We start from the raw sequence: 14,802 nt of genomic DNA on the forward strand, positions 1-14,802 counted from the left end.
ACGCTTCCTATGTTTCATAGGAGAGCATAATGAGACAATTTATACTGCTTATGATGACTACCGCCCTGCTGGCAGGTACGGCCGTGGCGGACGATCTGCATGAGACGGCTTCGGACATGTTCAAACCATTGCCGTCGACCATTCCGAGCGTTGCCGACAACCCGATAACGCCGGAAAAAATAGAGCTTGGAAAGGCGCTTTTCTTTGATCCGCGGCTTTCCGCATCGGGCGTGTTCAGTTGCTATTCCTGTCATAATCTGACGACCGGCGGCGACGACAATCTGGAGACATCAATCGGACATGGCTGGCAGAAAGGGCCACGAAACTCCCCGACAGTCTTGAATGCGGTTCTCAACGAAGCCCAGTTCTGGGATGGCCGCGCCGAGGATTTGAAGGCGCAGGCCAAGGGGCCGATTCAGGCCGGCGTGGAAATGGCCAACACCCCCGAGACCGTCATCGCGACATTGAAAAGCATGCCCCAATACGAGGCCTGGTTTGACGATGCATTTCCAGGCGAGACGGAACCGGTGAGTTTCGACAATCTGGCAAAGGCAATTGAGGCCTTTGAGGCAACGCTGATCACTCCGGCACCGTTCGATGCGTATCTGAACGGTGATAAAAATGCTTTGAACGAGCAACAAAAGACAGGCCTTGCACTGTTCATCGACAAGGGCTGCGCGGCGTGCCACAGCGGCGTGAATGTCGGCGGTCACGGTTATTATCCGTTTGGCCTGATCGAAAAGCCCGGCGCCGACATTCTGCCTCCGGATGACAAGGGGCGTTTTGCAGTGACGGAAACCGTCGACGACGAGTATGTGTTCCGCGCATCACCACTGCGTAACGTCGCGGTAACGGCGCCCTATTTCCACTCCGGAAAAGTGTGGAGCCTGAAGGTTGCGGTCCAGATCATGGCCGAGTCGCAGTTGGGTGAGGAATTGAGCGACGAAGAAGCCGATGCCATGGTCGCATTCCTGGAAAGCCTGACAGGAACGCTCCCGGACATCACGTTGCCGAACCTTCCACCTGAAACACAATCAACGCCGCGCCCCGTCGCGGAGATTGAAAGGTAGGGCCCCAACATCTTTAGCGCCGGCGCCTTTCGCGCCGGCCACTTTCTTCTGCCCAATATTCTGTTGGCTCGAAATCAAAGTCCGATGCTCATTTCGGACCAGCAGCCGATCCCAAAGTCGCACCAGGATTCGTTATCGTCGATCACCAGCGTGACGCCGGTCATCTCACTTGGCAGGTCACCTGACAATACGCTGATATCGTATCGCAGACCGGCATCCGACGAACGGGGATTATGCAATTCCACGATGATTGTCTCTAAGCCCTCGGCAATCAACGCTGCGTTGGGTGGATCGTCTTTAAAGCTGTCCGCACCCTGCGTCCAGACATCAACGAAGTGACTCAGCCTGATATCCTTGACGACCCTGTTGGGCCGATCCGCAAAGGCCGTAATGGTTGGACTCGGGTCAGCAAGTGTCAGTGTCTTGCCGTCATAGGTTCCGGCGGAAGCCTCCTGCACAAACAGGAATGAGGGTTGCATCTCATTGTCCGCGGCGACGACAGGTTGTGCGAACGCCAAGCAGGCAAGGCCTGCTGCGGCAATAGCAAAACGCTTCATGTCAAAATCCTCGTCAAATTATATTAAGATTGAAGCTCAAAGCTTCGGCCCATATTCGCCAGGCAAGGTCATCGAATGACACAAAGCGCGGAGGACATATCACGCGCCCTATCCCGCATCACAGATCATCCCCGGATCTGACAACCCGATCTAAGAACACACTGATTTAAATCTCGTAAACTGATTGCATCCGTTTCGAACCAACACCGCAGCTCCGATGCAAAACACAAAAACAGCCCGGCCCGGCAAACGGCGTGACCCCATCGACGCAGCCGACGAGCGCTTCAAAAAAAGATGAATCCATCCTCCCGCAAGGTCCGTCAGGTAACCATTCGTTAACCATGAAGCAAATAGGGTTGGGCAACGGAAAATTAACCAAGATGACCGAAGTGCTAACTGACACCCAGCCCATTCGCCTTAAGGGCCGATCCTTTCTTGCGCTGGTGCTTACACCGGAACTGCCCTTCAGCGACTGGCTGACGCGGCTGGACAGTCTTGCCGCCCGCTCTGCGGGTTTTTTCCTTCGCCGTCCGATCGTGCTCGACATTGCCGGAATTGACATCGATCGCGAGCAACTGCGCGATCTGCTGGATCAGCTCGGCGAGCGCGAAATCCGCATTATGGGCATAGAGGGCGGGCGTCCCTCACAGCTTGGCAGCGACATCCCACCGGCCATGGCCGGTGGATTGCCTGCGTCCGACCTGGACGCACCGGGAACGGACGCCCCTATTGCGATCGTCGATGGTGAGATCGGGAACGATGCTGACAAACCTGCGCCGTCACTCATGGTGACCCAGCCGGTGCGTTCCGGCCAGTCGCTGATGTCGGAGGGCGATATCACCATTGTCGGCTCGGTTGCATCCGGAGCTGAGGTCGTCGCGGGGGGATCGGTGCATGTCTATGGCACCGTCCGCGGGCGGATCGCAGCCGGGACGACGGGCAACACATCGGCGCGGATCTTCTGCCGCAAGCTCGAGGCAGAACTGGTGGCGATAGCAGGTTTTTATAAGACCTCCGATGATTTTGAACACGAGCTGCGGGGACAGGCTGTCCAGCTTTGGCTCGACAATGATTCCCTACTGGCGGAAAAACTAGGCTGAGCGGGCGGCGAAGAGGAGAGACAGATGGGCAAAGCGATTGTAGTGACATCAGGAAAAGGCGGCGTCGGAAAGACAACATCCACCGCCGCAATCGGCGCCGCGCTGGCTCAGCGAAATGAAAAAGTCGTGGTGGTCGATTTTGATGTCGGCTTACGCAATCTCGATCTGGTCATGGGCGCCGAGCGGCGCGTGGTCTTCGACCTCATTAATGTCATCCAGGGCGAAGCGAAACTGTCGCAGGCGCTTATCCGGGACAAGCGGCTCGAGACACTCTTCCTGCTTCCGGCTTCGCAGACCCGCGACAAGGACAAGCTGACGCCCGAGGGCGTCGAGCGGGTTATCGCATCCTTGAAGAAAGCCTTCGACTGGGTGATCTGCGACAGCCCGGCCGGCATCGAGCGCGGCGCAACGCTGGCGATGCGCCACGCCGACGAAGCAATCGTCGTGACCAACCCGGAAGTCTCCTCGGTGCGTGACTCCGACCGCATCATCGGTTTGCTGGACGCCAAGACGGTCAAGGCTGAAAACGGCGAGCCGATGGAAAAACATCTGCTCCTCAACCGGTACGATCCGGTCCGTGCGTCAAGCGGCGATATGCTGAATGTGGATGACATGCTGGAAATCCTGTCCATTCCGCTGCTGGGCATCATCCCGGAGAGCACGGATGTGCTGCGCGCCTCCAATATCGGTGCGCCGGTGACCCTGGCAAACAGCAGCAGCGCGACCGCGCAGGCCTATACGGACGCCGCGCGCAGGCTCGCCGGCGAGGCGGTTCCGGTCACTGTACCGGGTGAAAGGCGTGGCTTTTTCGGCAAGATCTTCGGAAGGAAGGCTGCATGAATATCCTCCGTTTCCTAGGCAGGCGGACATCGGCGTCCGCGGCCCGCGAGCGGCTGCAAGTGTTGCTTGCACATGAAAGGGCATCGGTTGGCGGTGCCGATCTGGTGGGAGTGCTGCGGGAGGAAATCCTCGCAGTTCTCGAAAAGCACGTAAAAATGGATGGCCAGCGGGTCCACGTCAAAGTCGAACGTGGCGCGCAGGTTTCCACACTTGCCGTCGATATCGAGATACCGTTCGACACCGGCGTGCGCGCCGCCTGACGATCCGGGAAGCCGACACAGATATTAAGCTCTTACGGCCGGCGAAACACTTCGCCGGCCGTTTCAATTGTGCAGCAAACAACCGGATCAGTTGTCGGCCTCGCCCTCTTCCCCGCCGCTGAGCATCGACGCCTTGAGAGCATTCAGGCCTTCCGATGCGCCCTGCATGCTGGTGCGGAACACCAGCGGTTGCGACCGCAGGCTTGGACGGTAACCGGCAATGATGTTTTCGGAGCCCTCAAGCGCCTCGATGTCCTCAATTGGCAGTTCCAGAAGCGCCTCGCAAATGTCACGTGAACAGGACTGCCAGACAAAATTCTGGCGATCGTCGCTGTCTTCCCGCTTCAATGCAAAACCGGATGGAAAATAGACACCGTTCGGGACACGTGCGGCGAGGTAGCTCTTTGACCCATCACCGGACCAGAATGCCAGCAATTCGGCAAGAAAGACGTTGTCGGATGTGCGAACGAGCCGCTGACTGAGCACGCAGGCCGTTTCGTTGACGGCTATCGCCTCACAATTCACCCGCCAAGCTCCGAACCGGGTTCCATTGGCAATCCGCATCGGCTGAACGGTTGTCGTCGCCGCTGCGTCACCATTGTCCTGCGCCTTTGCGGAGGTCATGCCGAGGGGGATCGCCGTGAGCGCTACAAGCGCCAACACCAAGCTCTTTGCCGCAATATTCCAGCTCAATATCCTCATGCTCCTCCTCCTGCCTTCCAGTTTTTCATAGCATTCCCGCCTTGCCGTTCAAAATTTCTGTAAGAGAGCGCTCGCCAAAAATATGACATCAATGAGTCGCGGACCGCATAGTTACCGTTTTTCACGACATATACTATCCGATCGGCAAGGGTCAGCGGGGAAAACCCAAGAAGAATCAAGCTACGGCCGACGCGAAGCCCTCAACCGTCTGAGGCTTTCGTGAGTTTACTCGGTAAAGTACAGGCAGGTCGCTTGCGGGCGCAACTGTCCCAGTTGATACCATCATCCATAATTGCGGGCATCTCCGATTTTGACTTCGGCTTCCTCATTTGCGGAGCGGATAGCCGCGAACGTCATGGCAAGGCTCTCCAGGTTCGCGGCAGCACTGTTCATGGGTTCACGATCGTCTTCAACAGCGCATAGCAGTTCGCCCATGGCGCCGCGAAATCCGTCGTTGAACCAGGTTCCGGCCAGTTCCGGCGTCGCCCGTCCTGCTTCGGTTACGAGCGTTACCTGCTGCTGGCCGAGATCCGGTCCCGTACTCGATACACTGCCCTTTGTGCCGGCAATGTATGTGCTGTCCTGCGGCCCGAATTTTGTGGCGGCATCGAATATCAGGGAAGCCTGACCGCCCTCCAGCCGCACCAGAGCTTCAGACAAGAGTGGCGGCCTGATCGTCTGGCCGGCGGCCATGGTTTTCGTGGCATAGACCGATTTCGCCCGGTCACCGACAATACTGGCCACGAAATCGAACCAGTGAATTCCGAAATCGAAGAATATGATGTCGTCGATCTCTTCAAAGGGGGTGCCGCCGATCCAGCTATGGTCCCAGTGGATGGCGATATGGCAGGCCGTCACCTCACCGATCAGCCCGCTCCGGACTGCTTCGCGCATATAGGACAAATGCGGAGCCCAGCGTCCGTTCTGATTGATCGCAAGCTTGACCCCGTTCGTCCGTGCAAGGGTCACCAGCCGCTCACCGTCGGCCAGATCGACGACAAACGGTTTTTGCGACAGGACGTGCTTGCCGGATTTGAGCGCCCTTTCGACAAGTTCGAGACGCTCTGTCGGATGCGGAGTGATGTCGAACACATCGATGCTCTCATCGGCAAGCAGGTCTTCATACCGATCGGTCGCCACGGCGGCGGGACAAAACTCCGACTTCAATGCTTCTGCTTTGGAGAGCGTGCGATTGCAAATGGCGACAACGTCGAACCCTGCGCTGCGATAGGCATCCAGATGCGCCGATGCAATGCCGCCAGCGCCGATGAGTGCGATGCGGGGTGAATAGCTGCGCGGCTTCGGCGGCTCGTAGTCGAGCACTGGCGCTACCACCTCCGCCGATCGCTGCGTTTTCAGCGCATAGGTATCGGCGTCCGGTGTCCGGTCATCAGATCCACCGCTCAACTGACCAGCTCCAGCGTCTTCTTCTGCTGAGCCGAAAGGGCTGCCGTGTCGACAATGCGCTGTGCGGTCAGGCTGAGGTCGGGCGACAGCGGTCCGGTCACGGCCTCGTTGCGCTCAATGCAACCGAGAAGATATTCGATTGGATTGGTTTTGCCGACAGCCAATGCGTCGACCGGCACAGGCGTCTGCTCGGGATTGTCGCGCGTCTGAACCGTGACATAGTCATCATAATCATAGCTGGAGATGGTGCCGTCCGTGCCGACCACCACAAATCCGCATTTGGGTTGCGGCTGGGTTGTCCACGGATCGGTGAAGGTTCCCCATCTCGTTTCCATCTTGGACAGGCCGCGGCGGTAACGGCACACGGTGATGGAATGCTGATCGACCTCGATTCCGGGCGTCTCGTCGACGACGCTGGTGACTTCCAGTGGCGCCTCACCATTCATGAACCAGGTGCCAAGCGTCGCGCCATAGCCGAGGTAATCGAGCAGGCTGCCGCCACCGGATGCTTTCTTGTACCACCAGGAATCCGGTTTCTGGCGTTCGACCTCTTCGGGCGTTACCTCCACCTTGTCGGCGAGATGAAAGAGCGGGCCCCTGTTTCCATCATAGAAATGCACCTCGATCAGGTCACCGATCACGCCATCGTCGATCAGGCGCTTGCAGGTGTTGTGGCTGGGATACCATGCCAAGGGCCAGTTAATTGCCATCAGACGGCCGGTGCCCTCCATGGCGCGGATCATGCGCCGCGCCTCGGCGACCGAGGCCGCAAAGGGCTTTTCGATGTGTATATGAACACGGTGTTTCGCCAGAGCTTCAACGTGATCCGCATGTTCGGCGGTCGCCGCACACAAGATGGCAAGATCCGGCTTTGTCTGCTCCACGCAGGTGTCGAGATCGGTGAAGACCGCCGACGGCGCTATGGCAAAATCCGAAATGGCCTGCGCCATTTTTTCCGGCGACTTGTCGTATATGCCGACGATCTCGGCGTCCGGATGTTCATGGGCCATGCGAAGAAGGTCGCCCATATGCATGTGATCGAAATTGATCCCCGCTATCCGCCATTTTGCCATATTGTCCTCCCGGTCCGTAATTTCCCGTTGTGCCCGCGTTATCAGCCGGTTCTTTTCATCTCTTCAAGGAACGCCTTCAGTTCCGTCTCGTCCATGGGAACAAGGTTTTCAGAGCCGGGGAACTGCGCCGATGCCACATCGGCTGCATATTCCCTGAAGGCCTCGACCCTCATCTCCTGAAGCCTTGCATATTCGCTCATGAGATCCCGGTATTTTCGCGCATGGCGCGGATAGTGCCCCTCATGGGTGCCCAGAATATCGCAGGCAAAGAGATATTGCGCATCGCATCCGCCGCCCGCACCCATCGATATCATCAGCATGCCCGTCTCAGCAGAAATGGCCGAGGCGACATCGGGCGGCACCACTTCAATTTCAGCAGCAAAGGCGCCCGCCTCTTCAAGCGCCTTTGTCTGCTCCCAGACCCAAAGAGCGCTTTTTGCCGTCTTGCCGACGGCCTTGAACCCGCCTGTCCAGGTGCGGCGCGACGGGATCAGCCCGACATGGCCGACAACGGGAATGCCCTCGTCCCGCAGCCTGCGGACGATGGGCAGGCTTGCGCCGCAATAGACGGCGTTTGCTCCCGCATTGAGCAGTTTGAAGGCGATGCGCAGATAATCCTCCTGCGTAATGAAGAGGCCGGGCTCCAGCCCGCCGACAACAAATGGCGCCGGACAGGCATCGCGAAATCCGTCCTTAAGGATAAGTTCCGGCGGAACCGACAGCATGTCGATCGAAGCAGCGTTTGCGGCGGCGGCTTCATCCATGGTTTCAACCCGCAGCTTCGTCAGTTGGCGCTTGCCTTTGGCGGCAAGCATGTCCGCGACGGTTGGCGATCGGTCTGTCATAATTCCTCCCTTGAATGCGTTGCCACGTCAGGCGGCGAGCAGCGCCTTCAAACGCCTATCGGCAGCAGCCAGAAACGCAGCGTCCGGTTTGGCCGATGCCGCGATCAGACGCTGTGAAACCAGCATGTCCTTGGCCAGCGTGCGCAGATACCCATAGGCGGCAGCCCCGACCAGCGTTCCGTTCTTCGAAAGATAAAAATAAAGGATGGTCTCGCTATCCAGCCTGCGCTCGACAACCGTTGCACCGAGATCAGGCATGCCGGCAACCTGAAGCTGGCAATCATATTGGTCCGACCAGAACCAGGGGACGGCGCTTTGCGGCACTGGCGGCAGCACCATGTTACGGCCGACCAAGGCGCCCTGATCCCGGGCCACCTGCCAGCTTTCCATGCGCCGCGGCCTGTCGCCGAATAGCGGATGTTTGGCGCAGGCGCAGTCGCCACAGGCAAAGATATCAGGATCGCTCGTCCTCAGGAACGCATCGGTCAGGATGCCGTTATCCACCTCGATATCCGCATCCTCGGCCAGTGCGACATCGGGCTGCGCACCGACAGCAGCGACAACCACGTCACCCTCAATGCGCTCACCGTTTGTCAGCGTCACGCTGTCACGCTCGATACTCTCGACGTCCACGGCGAAACGGAACCGGTTGCCGCGTTGTGTGTGGGTTTTCTGGATCGTTTCGGCGATCTGCGCTTCCACGCAGCGGGTCAAAAGCCTTTCGCGGTTTTCAATGATCGTCGCACATGCCCCAAGCTCATTGGCGCTGGCGGCGAGTTCCAATCCGATGAGCCCGCCGCCGACGATCAGCACATGCCGGCCCTTGCCGAAGAACTGACGCAACGCCCAGACATCTTCATGCGATCGCAAGGTGAGCGCATATTCTCCGCCGCCGACAAGGAGAGGCCTTGCCTGTGCGCCGGTGGCCAGAAGAAGCTTGTCATAACCGATCGTCTCACCGTCAAGCGTGTGGATTTGTTTTGACGCCCTGTCGATCCTGACGACACGCGTATCGGATTTATGGACGATACCGAGCGCATCGAAACGCAACGCTTCGGCGCTTACCCGCACCTCCGGCTGCTCCTCATCCGTCAGGGCCGATTTTGAAAGAGGCGGGCGCTCATAGGGACGATGGCGCTCCTCTCCGACGATCGTGATGGCACCCGTCCAGCCGGCATCGCGCATGGCTGCCGCCGCGCATGCGGCGGCCTCGCCGGCTCCTATGATCACCATTCCCGAGGCCATGACGCTCTAGGCCGTCTTGACGAACAGGCGTCCGTCTCGGACTTGTGTCTCATAGGTTTTGAGGTGTTCGCAGACCGGGCCTCCGCGTGTCTCACCGGTGGTGAAATCAAACCGGCCATTGTGCTTGGGGCATTCGATGATCGTGCCCATGACCAGCCCGTCAGCCAGTGATATCTGCTCATGGGTGCACAGACCGTCGGTGGCGAAGAAGCGGTCATCCTCGGTGCGGTAAAGGGCAAACGCGTGCCCGTCATGCTCGAATGCGATGACGTCTTCCTCGTCGATGTCGTCGGTCGCGCATGCGTCGATCCACTGACCTGTCATTTATCCCTCCCAAACAGTTCCAGTTATTGTGCCGGTTTGAAGACGGCTCCTGGATTATGCGGCACCGCGTCGACGCCCTCGGGCAACTTGCGGTGTATATAAAAACCCGGGTCCTTTACCTGTTTCAGCAGTGTCGGAATAATCTCGCGATAGGCCGCGGCAGTGCTCGGATAAGGCGGCGGACAATCATGTTTGATCGCCTCATGCAGTTGCGGCAGCGCGTGATAGGGAACCATCGGGAACATGTGGTGTTCGATGTGGTAGTTCATGTTCAGGTAAAGGAAGCGGAAGATCGGATTCATGTAGATGGTGCGGCTGTTCAGCCGGTGGTCGAGCACGTCTTCTGCAAGTCCGGCATGCTGCGTCAGACCGAAAAACACGGTCATGAAGCCCCCATAGATGGTGGGAAGTCCAATGAGCATGGCGGGCAGGATCGAACCGGTCGCAATGCATGCCAGCACGACAAGCGCAATGATTGCGATGTAGATCCGAGCGATCAGATAGACCTTCGGGCGCTCGTTCTGCGGAACGAACGTCTCCTCATCCGGGCTGAGGCTGCCGCCGGCATGGCGAAGGAGGCTGCGGATCGTTTTCCACGTGCTGACCAGAGCAAAAAGGTTGAGCAGGAGTGTTTTGATATCCGGTGGACGCGGCGCGGCTATCTCCGGATCGCGCCCGACAATAATCGTATCAGTATGGTGCCGGGTATGACTCCACATCCATATGGTGGGCTCACGAAAAATCATGAAGCTGGCAATGTAATAGAGCGCCACATTCATCCAGCGGGTCTTGAAGGCCGTTCCATGTCCGCTCTCATGCCAGCGGCTATCGGACGAGGACCCATATAAAACGCCATAGACCAGGAAGAACGGAACGCACCAGAGCGTTCCCCAGAAATAGACACCGCCCGCCCCCGACAGCAGGAGCGCGGCAAACCAGATCAGCGTGTCGCGAATTGCCGGCCCGTCCGACCTGCGCATCAGGCGCTTGAGTTCTTTCCTGTCGATCTTGACCGCATACCATTCAGCGGCCACCAGGCCGTTCTCTTCCGCCAATGTGCTGTCGCGGCCTACCAGACTGTAGTCTCTCGGTGTCGGCTTCATCTGCAATTCCATCAATGGTGATGCAACAGGTCAAATAGTGGCGGCAGGTTAAAATGAGTCAAGATTTTATTGGGCAAGAATGCCTCATCTTGATCTATTATTGTATCAACACGTTGATTATTTGATCTGTATGCATCAAATTGATGCAATACATCGGCCCGATCCACCCTCAATGGAAATGCTTCATGCCCGGCTCACCGCCCCGCCGCCCGAAAGTGAAAGACATTTGCGAACTGTCCGGCGTATCGCGTGCGACGGTTGACCGGGTCATCCACAACAGAAGCGGTGTGCAGAACCACACAAGGAGTCATGTGCTCGCCGTCATCGAGGAACTGACCGGCAAACACGGGGCCGGCATGGGCAGGCCCGCGCAGGAAACCCTGCCTATCGATTTTATCATCCCGGATCAGGGCAACGCTTTCCTGGCAGACCAGAGCCGATATCTTGCCGACTATGCAAAACGGTCCGATGCGGTGAGCATAACCATTCACCGGCCGGCGGCGGCCACGGAAGGCGAACTTGCCGCGATGCTTCAGGAGCTGTCAGCGACAACCCGGGCCGTCGGCATCGTCGGGGTGGACAGCCATAAAATCCGCGAATTGCTGCGCGGCCTTTGCCGAAGAGGTATTCCCGTTGTCACGCTCGCTTCCGACATCCGCAACGTTCCCAAGGCCAACTATGTGGGCATTGATAATCATGCAGGCGGCCGACTTGCCGGCTATCTCACCGGGAGGCTTTTGGGTATAGCGAAGGGCAAGGCGGCCCTCATTCTCGGATCGCGGGCCTATCGCGGCCATGAGGAACGGGAGATGGGATTTCGAAGCGTTCTGCGAGAGATGTTTCCCGGCCTGCGCATTGTCAATGAGCTTGAAGTGCAGGAAAATGCCGATCGCGCGCGTGAAGCAACGCGCGCCTTGCTGGAACAGTATGACGATCTCGACGCGATCTACTGTATCGGCGCCGGACAGGCCGGCATCGCCGAAGCTCTCATGGAGGCAGGACGCGAGAAATCGGTCCTTTTCATCGGGCATGGCCTTTCGTGGGACACCCGCGCCTATCTGACCGATGGAGTGATGGATGTGGTGATCGACGAAGATGCAAAATCCGAAGCCGAGACTGCCGTAGATATTCTCGTTTCCCGGCTTAAGGGTGCAGCCGTGCCGTCCTCTCCGACCTTTACAATCAACCCGATCTTTCGTGAAAACCTGCCACCTGAATCATGACCGGACATCTCGACCACATCGCTTCCGACTGCATTGCCTTGGATTTCAACCGGTTGGGCGGCAACTTTCAGAACGTTGTTTTCACGTCAACAAACGGAGAAGTCGTTCGACCGCTCCATACCGCACCCTGGGCTCAGGATGCCGCTTTGCATGCGGACGACATCGCGCTTGTCGAAGGGCAATTGTCCGGCGACTTTTTCTGCGCGCCCTTCGGCGCCAGTCAAGGCCAGCCCATTCATGGCTGGACAGCAAACGGAACATGGCATGCCGGTGAAAAAACGGGCGATACGGACGGTGCGCGTAGACACACATACAGGCTGAGGGAAACCGTTCAGGGTGCAAGTGTGACGAAAACACTGACCGTTCGCCCCGGTCACCCGTTCATCTATCAACGTCACACGTTCAACGGCGGAACCGGCCACCTGCCGGCCGGCCATCACGCCATGATCCGGACGCCCGGTGGTGCAAGGCTGAGCTTCTCACAAAAGCTCTACGGCATGACCCCGAATGCAGAACTGGAATCGGATCCGACACGGGGCCGCTCGATCCTGACATACCCGCAGAGGATAACACGCCTTGATCAGGTCGAAGGCAAAGGCGGGGCGACGCATGATATTCGCGACTACCCGTTTTCAAGCCGCCACGAAGATATTGTCCTTCTGGCAGGCGATCCGGAACTCAAGATCGGCTGGTCGGCGGCGCTGGCCAAGGCCGACGGCTTCCTGTTCTTCGCCGTCAAGGACGCCACCGCCCTGCCGGAGACGGTTCTTTGGATGAGCAATGGCGGGCGCGACTACGCGCCATGGCTCGGCCGGCATACGCATGTGCTCGGCATCGAGGAGGTCGTCTCAAGCTGCCACGAGACGGGAGAGTTCTCCAGCACAGCCGATGTTTCGCGTGCCGGTCTGGCGCAGGGTCTTTGTCTTGGCGAAGATCGCACCAGCGAGATCGCCTACGGTTTCGGCGCCATCCCGGCGCCCGACGGCTGGCGCGACATTGCCGATATCGCGGTTGATAGGACCTCACTGACGCTGTTGGATGCCGGCGGTGACAGCGTCACGTTGCCCTTCGATGGCGCGCATTTCGGTCTTTGAGACCCGTCAGTTTTCCTCGGTGATGCGCACATAGATCGCGGTGACCGCCAGAATGATCAGGCCGAAGAAGATGCGTCTTGTACCCTCGGGGATCTGCATGACGGTGAGCATGGTTGTCAGGACGGTCAGGATCAGCGCGCCGACAATGGTGCCCGAATAGGTGCCCCGCCCGCCGAAGATCGAGGTGCCGCCGATAACGGCCGCCGCCACGGACGGAAGGACCCTTGGCTCCACCAGGGAGAGTGACGGCGCCTTGATCAGCCCCAGATAGATCAACCCGGTGATGCCGGCGATCAGGCCGGACAGGACATAAAGGGCAATCAGCACCTGCCATGTGCGCACTCCCGCCAGGCGCGCGGCATCTTCGTTTTCGCCGATGGCGTAGAGCAGACGGCCGAAGCCGGTACGGCGAAGGCCGACGATAATGACAATCGCAAGCGGGATGAACACGATCAGCGAGTTGGGAAACCCACCGGTCCGGCCGGTGCCGAGCCAGGCCAGTATCTCCGGAACGGACGATCCTGACGCAATCACGGTACGCTGATAAACCTGCAGGCATCCCGCCGCGATCAGACCTGTTCCAAGGGTCATGATCAGCGGATGAACCCTGAAAATCCCGACGCCGATGCCGTTGGCAAGACCGACGAGGAGCGGCGGGACGAGCGCAATCAGGATTGCCCCGGCGGGACCAAGGCTTGAAAGCTGGGTCGCCGCGACAAAGGCGCTGACCGTCGCCGCAACACCGACGGACAAGTCGATGCCGCCGGTCAGCATGGTCAGCGTCTGACAGGCAGCAAGCATGGCAAGCGGAATGGCGAATTTGATCGTATTGCCGATCCAGCGTTCGTTGACGATACCCGGACGCATGATCTCCAGCGCAACGACAAGGGCGATCAGCAAGATAATCAGCGGCACCAGCGGATAGTCGCGCAAGAACCGTCTTATGATGTTGCCGGTGTTGGGTTTTGGCTGCGTTTGCGTTGTCATTTGTGTCGCGACCTTACCGCTATCAATCCTCCGGCCATCACGACAACGACCATGATTGTGCCTTCAACAATGGCTGTGACATTGGGATCGACCGACAGCAGCGCCAGATCCGTGCGCACCAGGCGCAAGATGATGACCGCGATGATCGGGCCGATCAGGCCGCCACGCCCGCCTCCCAAGGTGACGCCGCCGAGAACGACGGCCGCGACACTGGCCAACAGATACGGCCCTGGAATGGGCGCTCCGATGCCGGTGCTTGCCGTCAGCACCAATCCGCCCATGGCGGCGAACAGCCCGGCCATGGCATAGGCGGCGATCTTCGTTCTGTTGACCGACACCCCGGAGCGGAACGCGGCGAGGCTGGACGAGCCGATCGCATAGACCGACAGGCCGAAGCGGGAGCGGCGAAACGGCCACCACACCACGCCGATGCACACAACAAGCAAAATGAAAGATTTCGGAACAAACTGCGTGATGCTTTCCGGAACCCCGTAAATCGAGACGGAACCGACCAGAAGGCCCATCAGCCAGTCAGCCGCCCCGCCGCCAGGCGCCTTCAGGATCATCAGCGCAACACCCTCCCAGACGAAGAGCATGGCAAGGGTTACGACAATGTCCGGCACTCTGGTGAAGACAATCAGCATGCCGTTGATCGCACCCATGCAGACCCCGACCAGCAGTACGAACGGAACCACCCAGAGGGCCGCCTGCTCGCTTGCTCCGTCCATCAGCACTGCCGCCGTGACGCTGGCGACAGCCATCATCGAGGCAATGGACAGATCGATGCCGCCGGCGATCACCACAATCGCCTGTGCGGCCGTCGCGAAGGCGAATGGCAAAGCGGCGCGCGCCAGTGCTTCAAGCCCGGAGGCGCCGTAGTTCGGCTGGATGATCTTGGTGAAAACAAAGAGCATTGCGAGGATGACGCAAAGCCCGATATTCCAGTAATGGCTGCGAAGAAATTTCAGCACC

Annotated in this window: 16 protein-coding genes; 6 read left to right on the forward strand and 10 right to left on the reverse strand. The window is 58.8% G+C overall.

Annotated features, from left to right (window positions below; translation table 11 throughout):
- The first annotated feature begins 50 nt into the window (after positions 1-50).
- Positions 51-1,070 (forward strand): cytochrome-c peroxidase, encoded by a 1,020-nt coding sequence (locus OQ273_RS13385; RefSeq protein ID WP_425493417.1) that lies wholly within the window; start codon positions 51-53, stop codon positions 1,068-1,070.
- Between the two features lie 74 nt (positions 1,071-1,144).
- Here OQ273_RS13385 and OQ273_RS13390 read toward each other — a convergent pair whose 3' ends face one another.
- Positions 1,145-1,627: a hypothetical protein gene (locus tag OQ273_RS13390; RefSeq protein ID WP_267990999.1), complete on the reverse strand. Its 483-nt coding sequence runs from the start codon at positions 1,625-1,627 to the stop codon at positions 1,145-1,147.
- 380 nt (positions 1,628-2,007) lie between these two features.
- On the opposite strand from OQ273_RS13390, the gene minC reads away from it, so the two are divergent.
- The 3 genes from minC to minE are packed head-to-tail and all read left to right on the forward strand — an operon-like array spanning position 2,008 to position 3,827.
- Entirely contained in the window at positions 2,008-2,727 is a 720-nt protein-coding gene (gene minC, locus OQ273_RS13395; protein WP_267991000.1) for a septum site-determining protein MinC, read from the forward strand.
- 24 nt (positions 2,728-2,751) lie between these two features.
- A complete protein-coding gene (minD, locus tag OQ273_RS13400; protein WP_267991001.1) occupies positions 2,752-3,567 on the forward strand; it encodes a septum site-determining protein MinD in 816 nt (271 codons plus the stop codon).
- Positions 3,564-3,827, forward strand: a complete 264-nt coding sequence (minE, locus tag OQ273_RS13405) for a cell division topological specificity factor MinE (RefSeq protein ID WP_267991002.1) — start codon at positions 3,564-3,566, stop codon at positions 3,825-3,827. The genes minD and minE overlap by 4 nt, the downstream gene beginning before the upstream one ends.
- 87 nt (positions 3,828-3,914) lie before the next feature.
- Here minE and OQ273_RS13410 read toward each other — a convergent pair whose 3' ends face one another.
- The 7 genes from OQ273_RS13410 to OQ273_RS13440 form a co-directional block, all read right to left on the reverse strand.
- Positions 3,915-4,529, reverse strand: coding sequence for an invasion associated locus B family protein (locus OQ273_RS13410; protein ID WP_267991003.1), 615 nt, complete (start codon positions 4,527-4,529; stop codon positions 3,915-3,917).
- Between the two features lie 282 nt (positions 4,530-4,811).
- Positions 4,812-5,936: a Gfo/Idh/MocA family protein gene (locus OQ273_RS13415; RefSeq protein WP_267991004.1), complete on the reverse strand. Its 1,125-nt coding sequence runs from the start codon at positions 5,934-5,936 to the stop codon at positions 4,812-4,814.
- Positions 5,933-7,009: a Gfo/Idh/MocA family protein gene (locus tag OQ273_RS13420; protein ID WP_267991005.1), complete on the reverse strand. Its 1,077-nt coding sequence runs from the start codon at positions 7,007-7,009 to the stop codon at positions 5,933-5,935. The genes OQ273_RS13415 and OQ273_RS13420 overlap by 4 nt, the downstream gene beginning before the upstream one ends.
- 41 nt (positions 7,010-7,050) lie before the next feature.
- Positions 7,051-7,854 carry a 3-methyl-2-oxobutanoate hydroxymethyltransferase gene (locus tag OQ273_RS13425; protein WP_267991006.1) on the reverse strand — a complete coding sequence of 268 codons (804 nt, stop codon included), beginning with the start codon at positions 7,852-7,854 and terminating at the stop codon, positions 7,051-7,053.
- A 27-nt stretch (positions 7,855-7,881) separates the two neighbouring features.
- Complete coding sequence (locus OQ273_RS13430; RefSeq protein ID WP_267991007.1) at positions 7,882-9,087, reverse strand: NAD(P)/FAD-dependent oxidoreductase; 1,206 nt, start codon at positions 9,085-9,087, stop codon at positions 7,882-7,884.
- A gap of 18 nt (positions 9,088-9,105) precedes the next feature.
- Positions 9,106-9,423, reverse strand: coding sequence for a MocE family 2Fe-2S type ferredoxin (locus tag OQ273_RS13435; RefSeq protein ID WP_267991008.1), 318 nt, complete (start codon positions 9,421-9,423; stop codon positions 9,106-9,108).
- A gap of 23 nt (positions 9,424-9,446) precedes the next feature.
- The gene (locus tag OQ273_RS13440; protein WP_267991009.1) at positions 9,447-10,526 is read right to left on the reverse strand and encodes a fatty acid desaturase family protein; all 1,080 of its coding nucleotides are present in this window, start codon (positions 10,524-10,526) and stop codon (positions 9,447-9,449) included.
- 185 nt (positions 10,527-10,711) lie between these two features.
- On the opposite strand from OQ273_RS13440, the gene OQ273_RS13445 reads away from it, so the two are divergent.
- On the forward strand, positions 10,712-11,749 hold the full coding sequence (locus OQ273_RS13445; RefSeq protein WP_267991010.1) for a LacI family DNA-binding transcriptional regulator: 1,038 nt from the start codon (positions 10,712-10,714) through the stop codon (positions 11,747-11,749).
- Entirely contained in the window at positions 11,746-12,843 is a 1,098-nt protein-coding gene (locus OQ273_RS13450; protein WP_267991011.1) for a hypothetical protein, read from the forward strand. Before OQ273_RS13445 ends, OQ273_RS13450 begins: the two co-directional genes overlap by 4 nt.
- A gap of 6 nt (positions 12,844-12,849) precedes the next feature.
- Here the strand turns inward: OQ273_RS13450 and OQ273_RS13455 are convergent, their stop codons facing one another.
- Both OQ273_RS13455 and OQ273_RS13460 read right to left on the reverse strand, forming a co-directional pair.
- Positions 12,850-13,830: an ABC transporter permease gene (locus OQ273_RS13455; RefSeq protein WP_267991012.1), complete on the reverse strand. Its 981-nt coding sequence runs from the start codon at positions 13,828-13,830 to the stop codon at positions 12,850-12,852.
- On the reverse strand, positions 13,827-14,801 hold the full coding sequence (locus OQ273_RS13460) for an ABC transporter permease (RefSeq protein WP_267991013.1): 975 nt from the start codon (positions 14,799-14,801) through the stop codon (positions 13,827-13,829). Before OQ273_RS13460 ends, OQ273_RS13455 begins: the two co-directional genes overlap by 4 nt.
- Position 14,802 lies beyond the last annotated feature (1 nt).

The organism is Hoeflea prorocentri, from assembly GCF_027944115.1.
In the GTDB taxonomy this organism is placed as follows: domain Bacteria; phylum Pseudomonadota; class Alphaproteobacteria; order Rhizobiales; family Rhizobiaceae; genus Hoeflea_A; species Hoeflea_A prorocentri.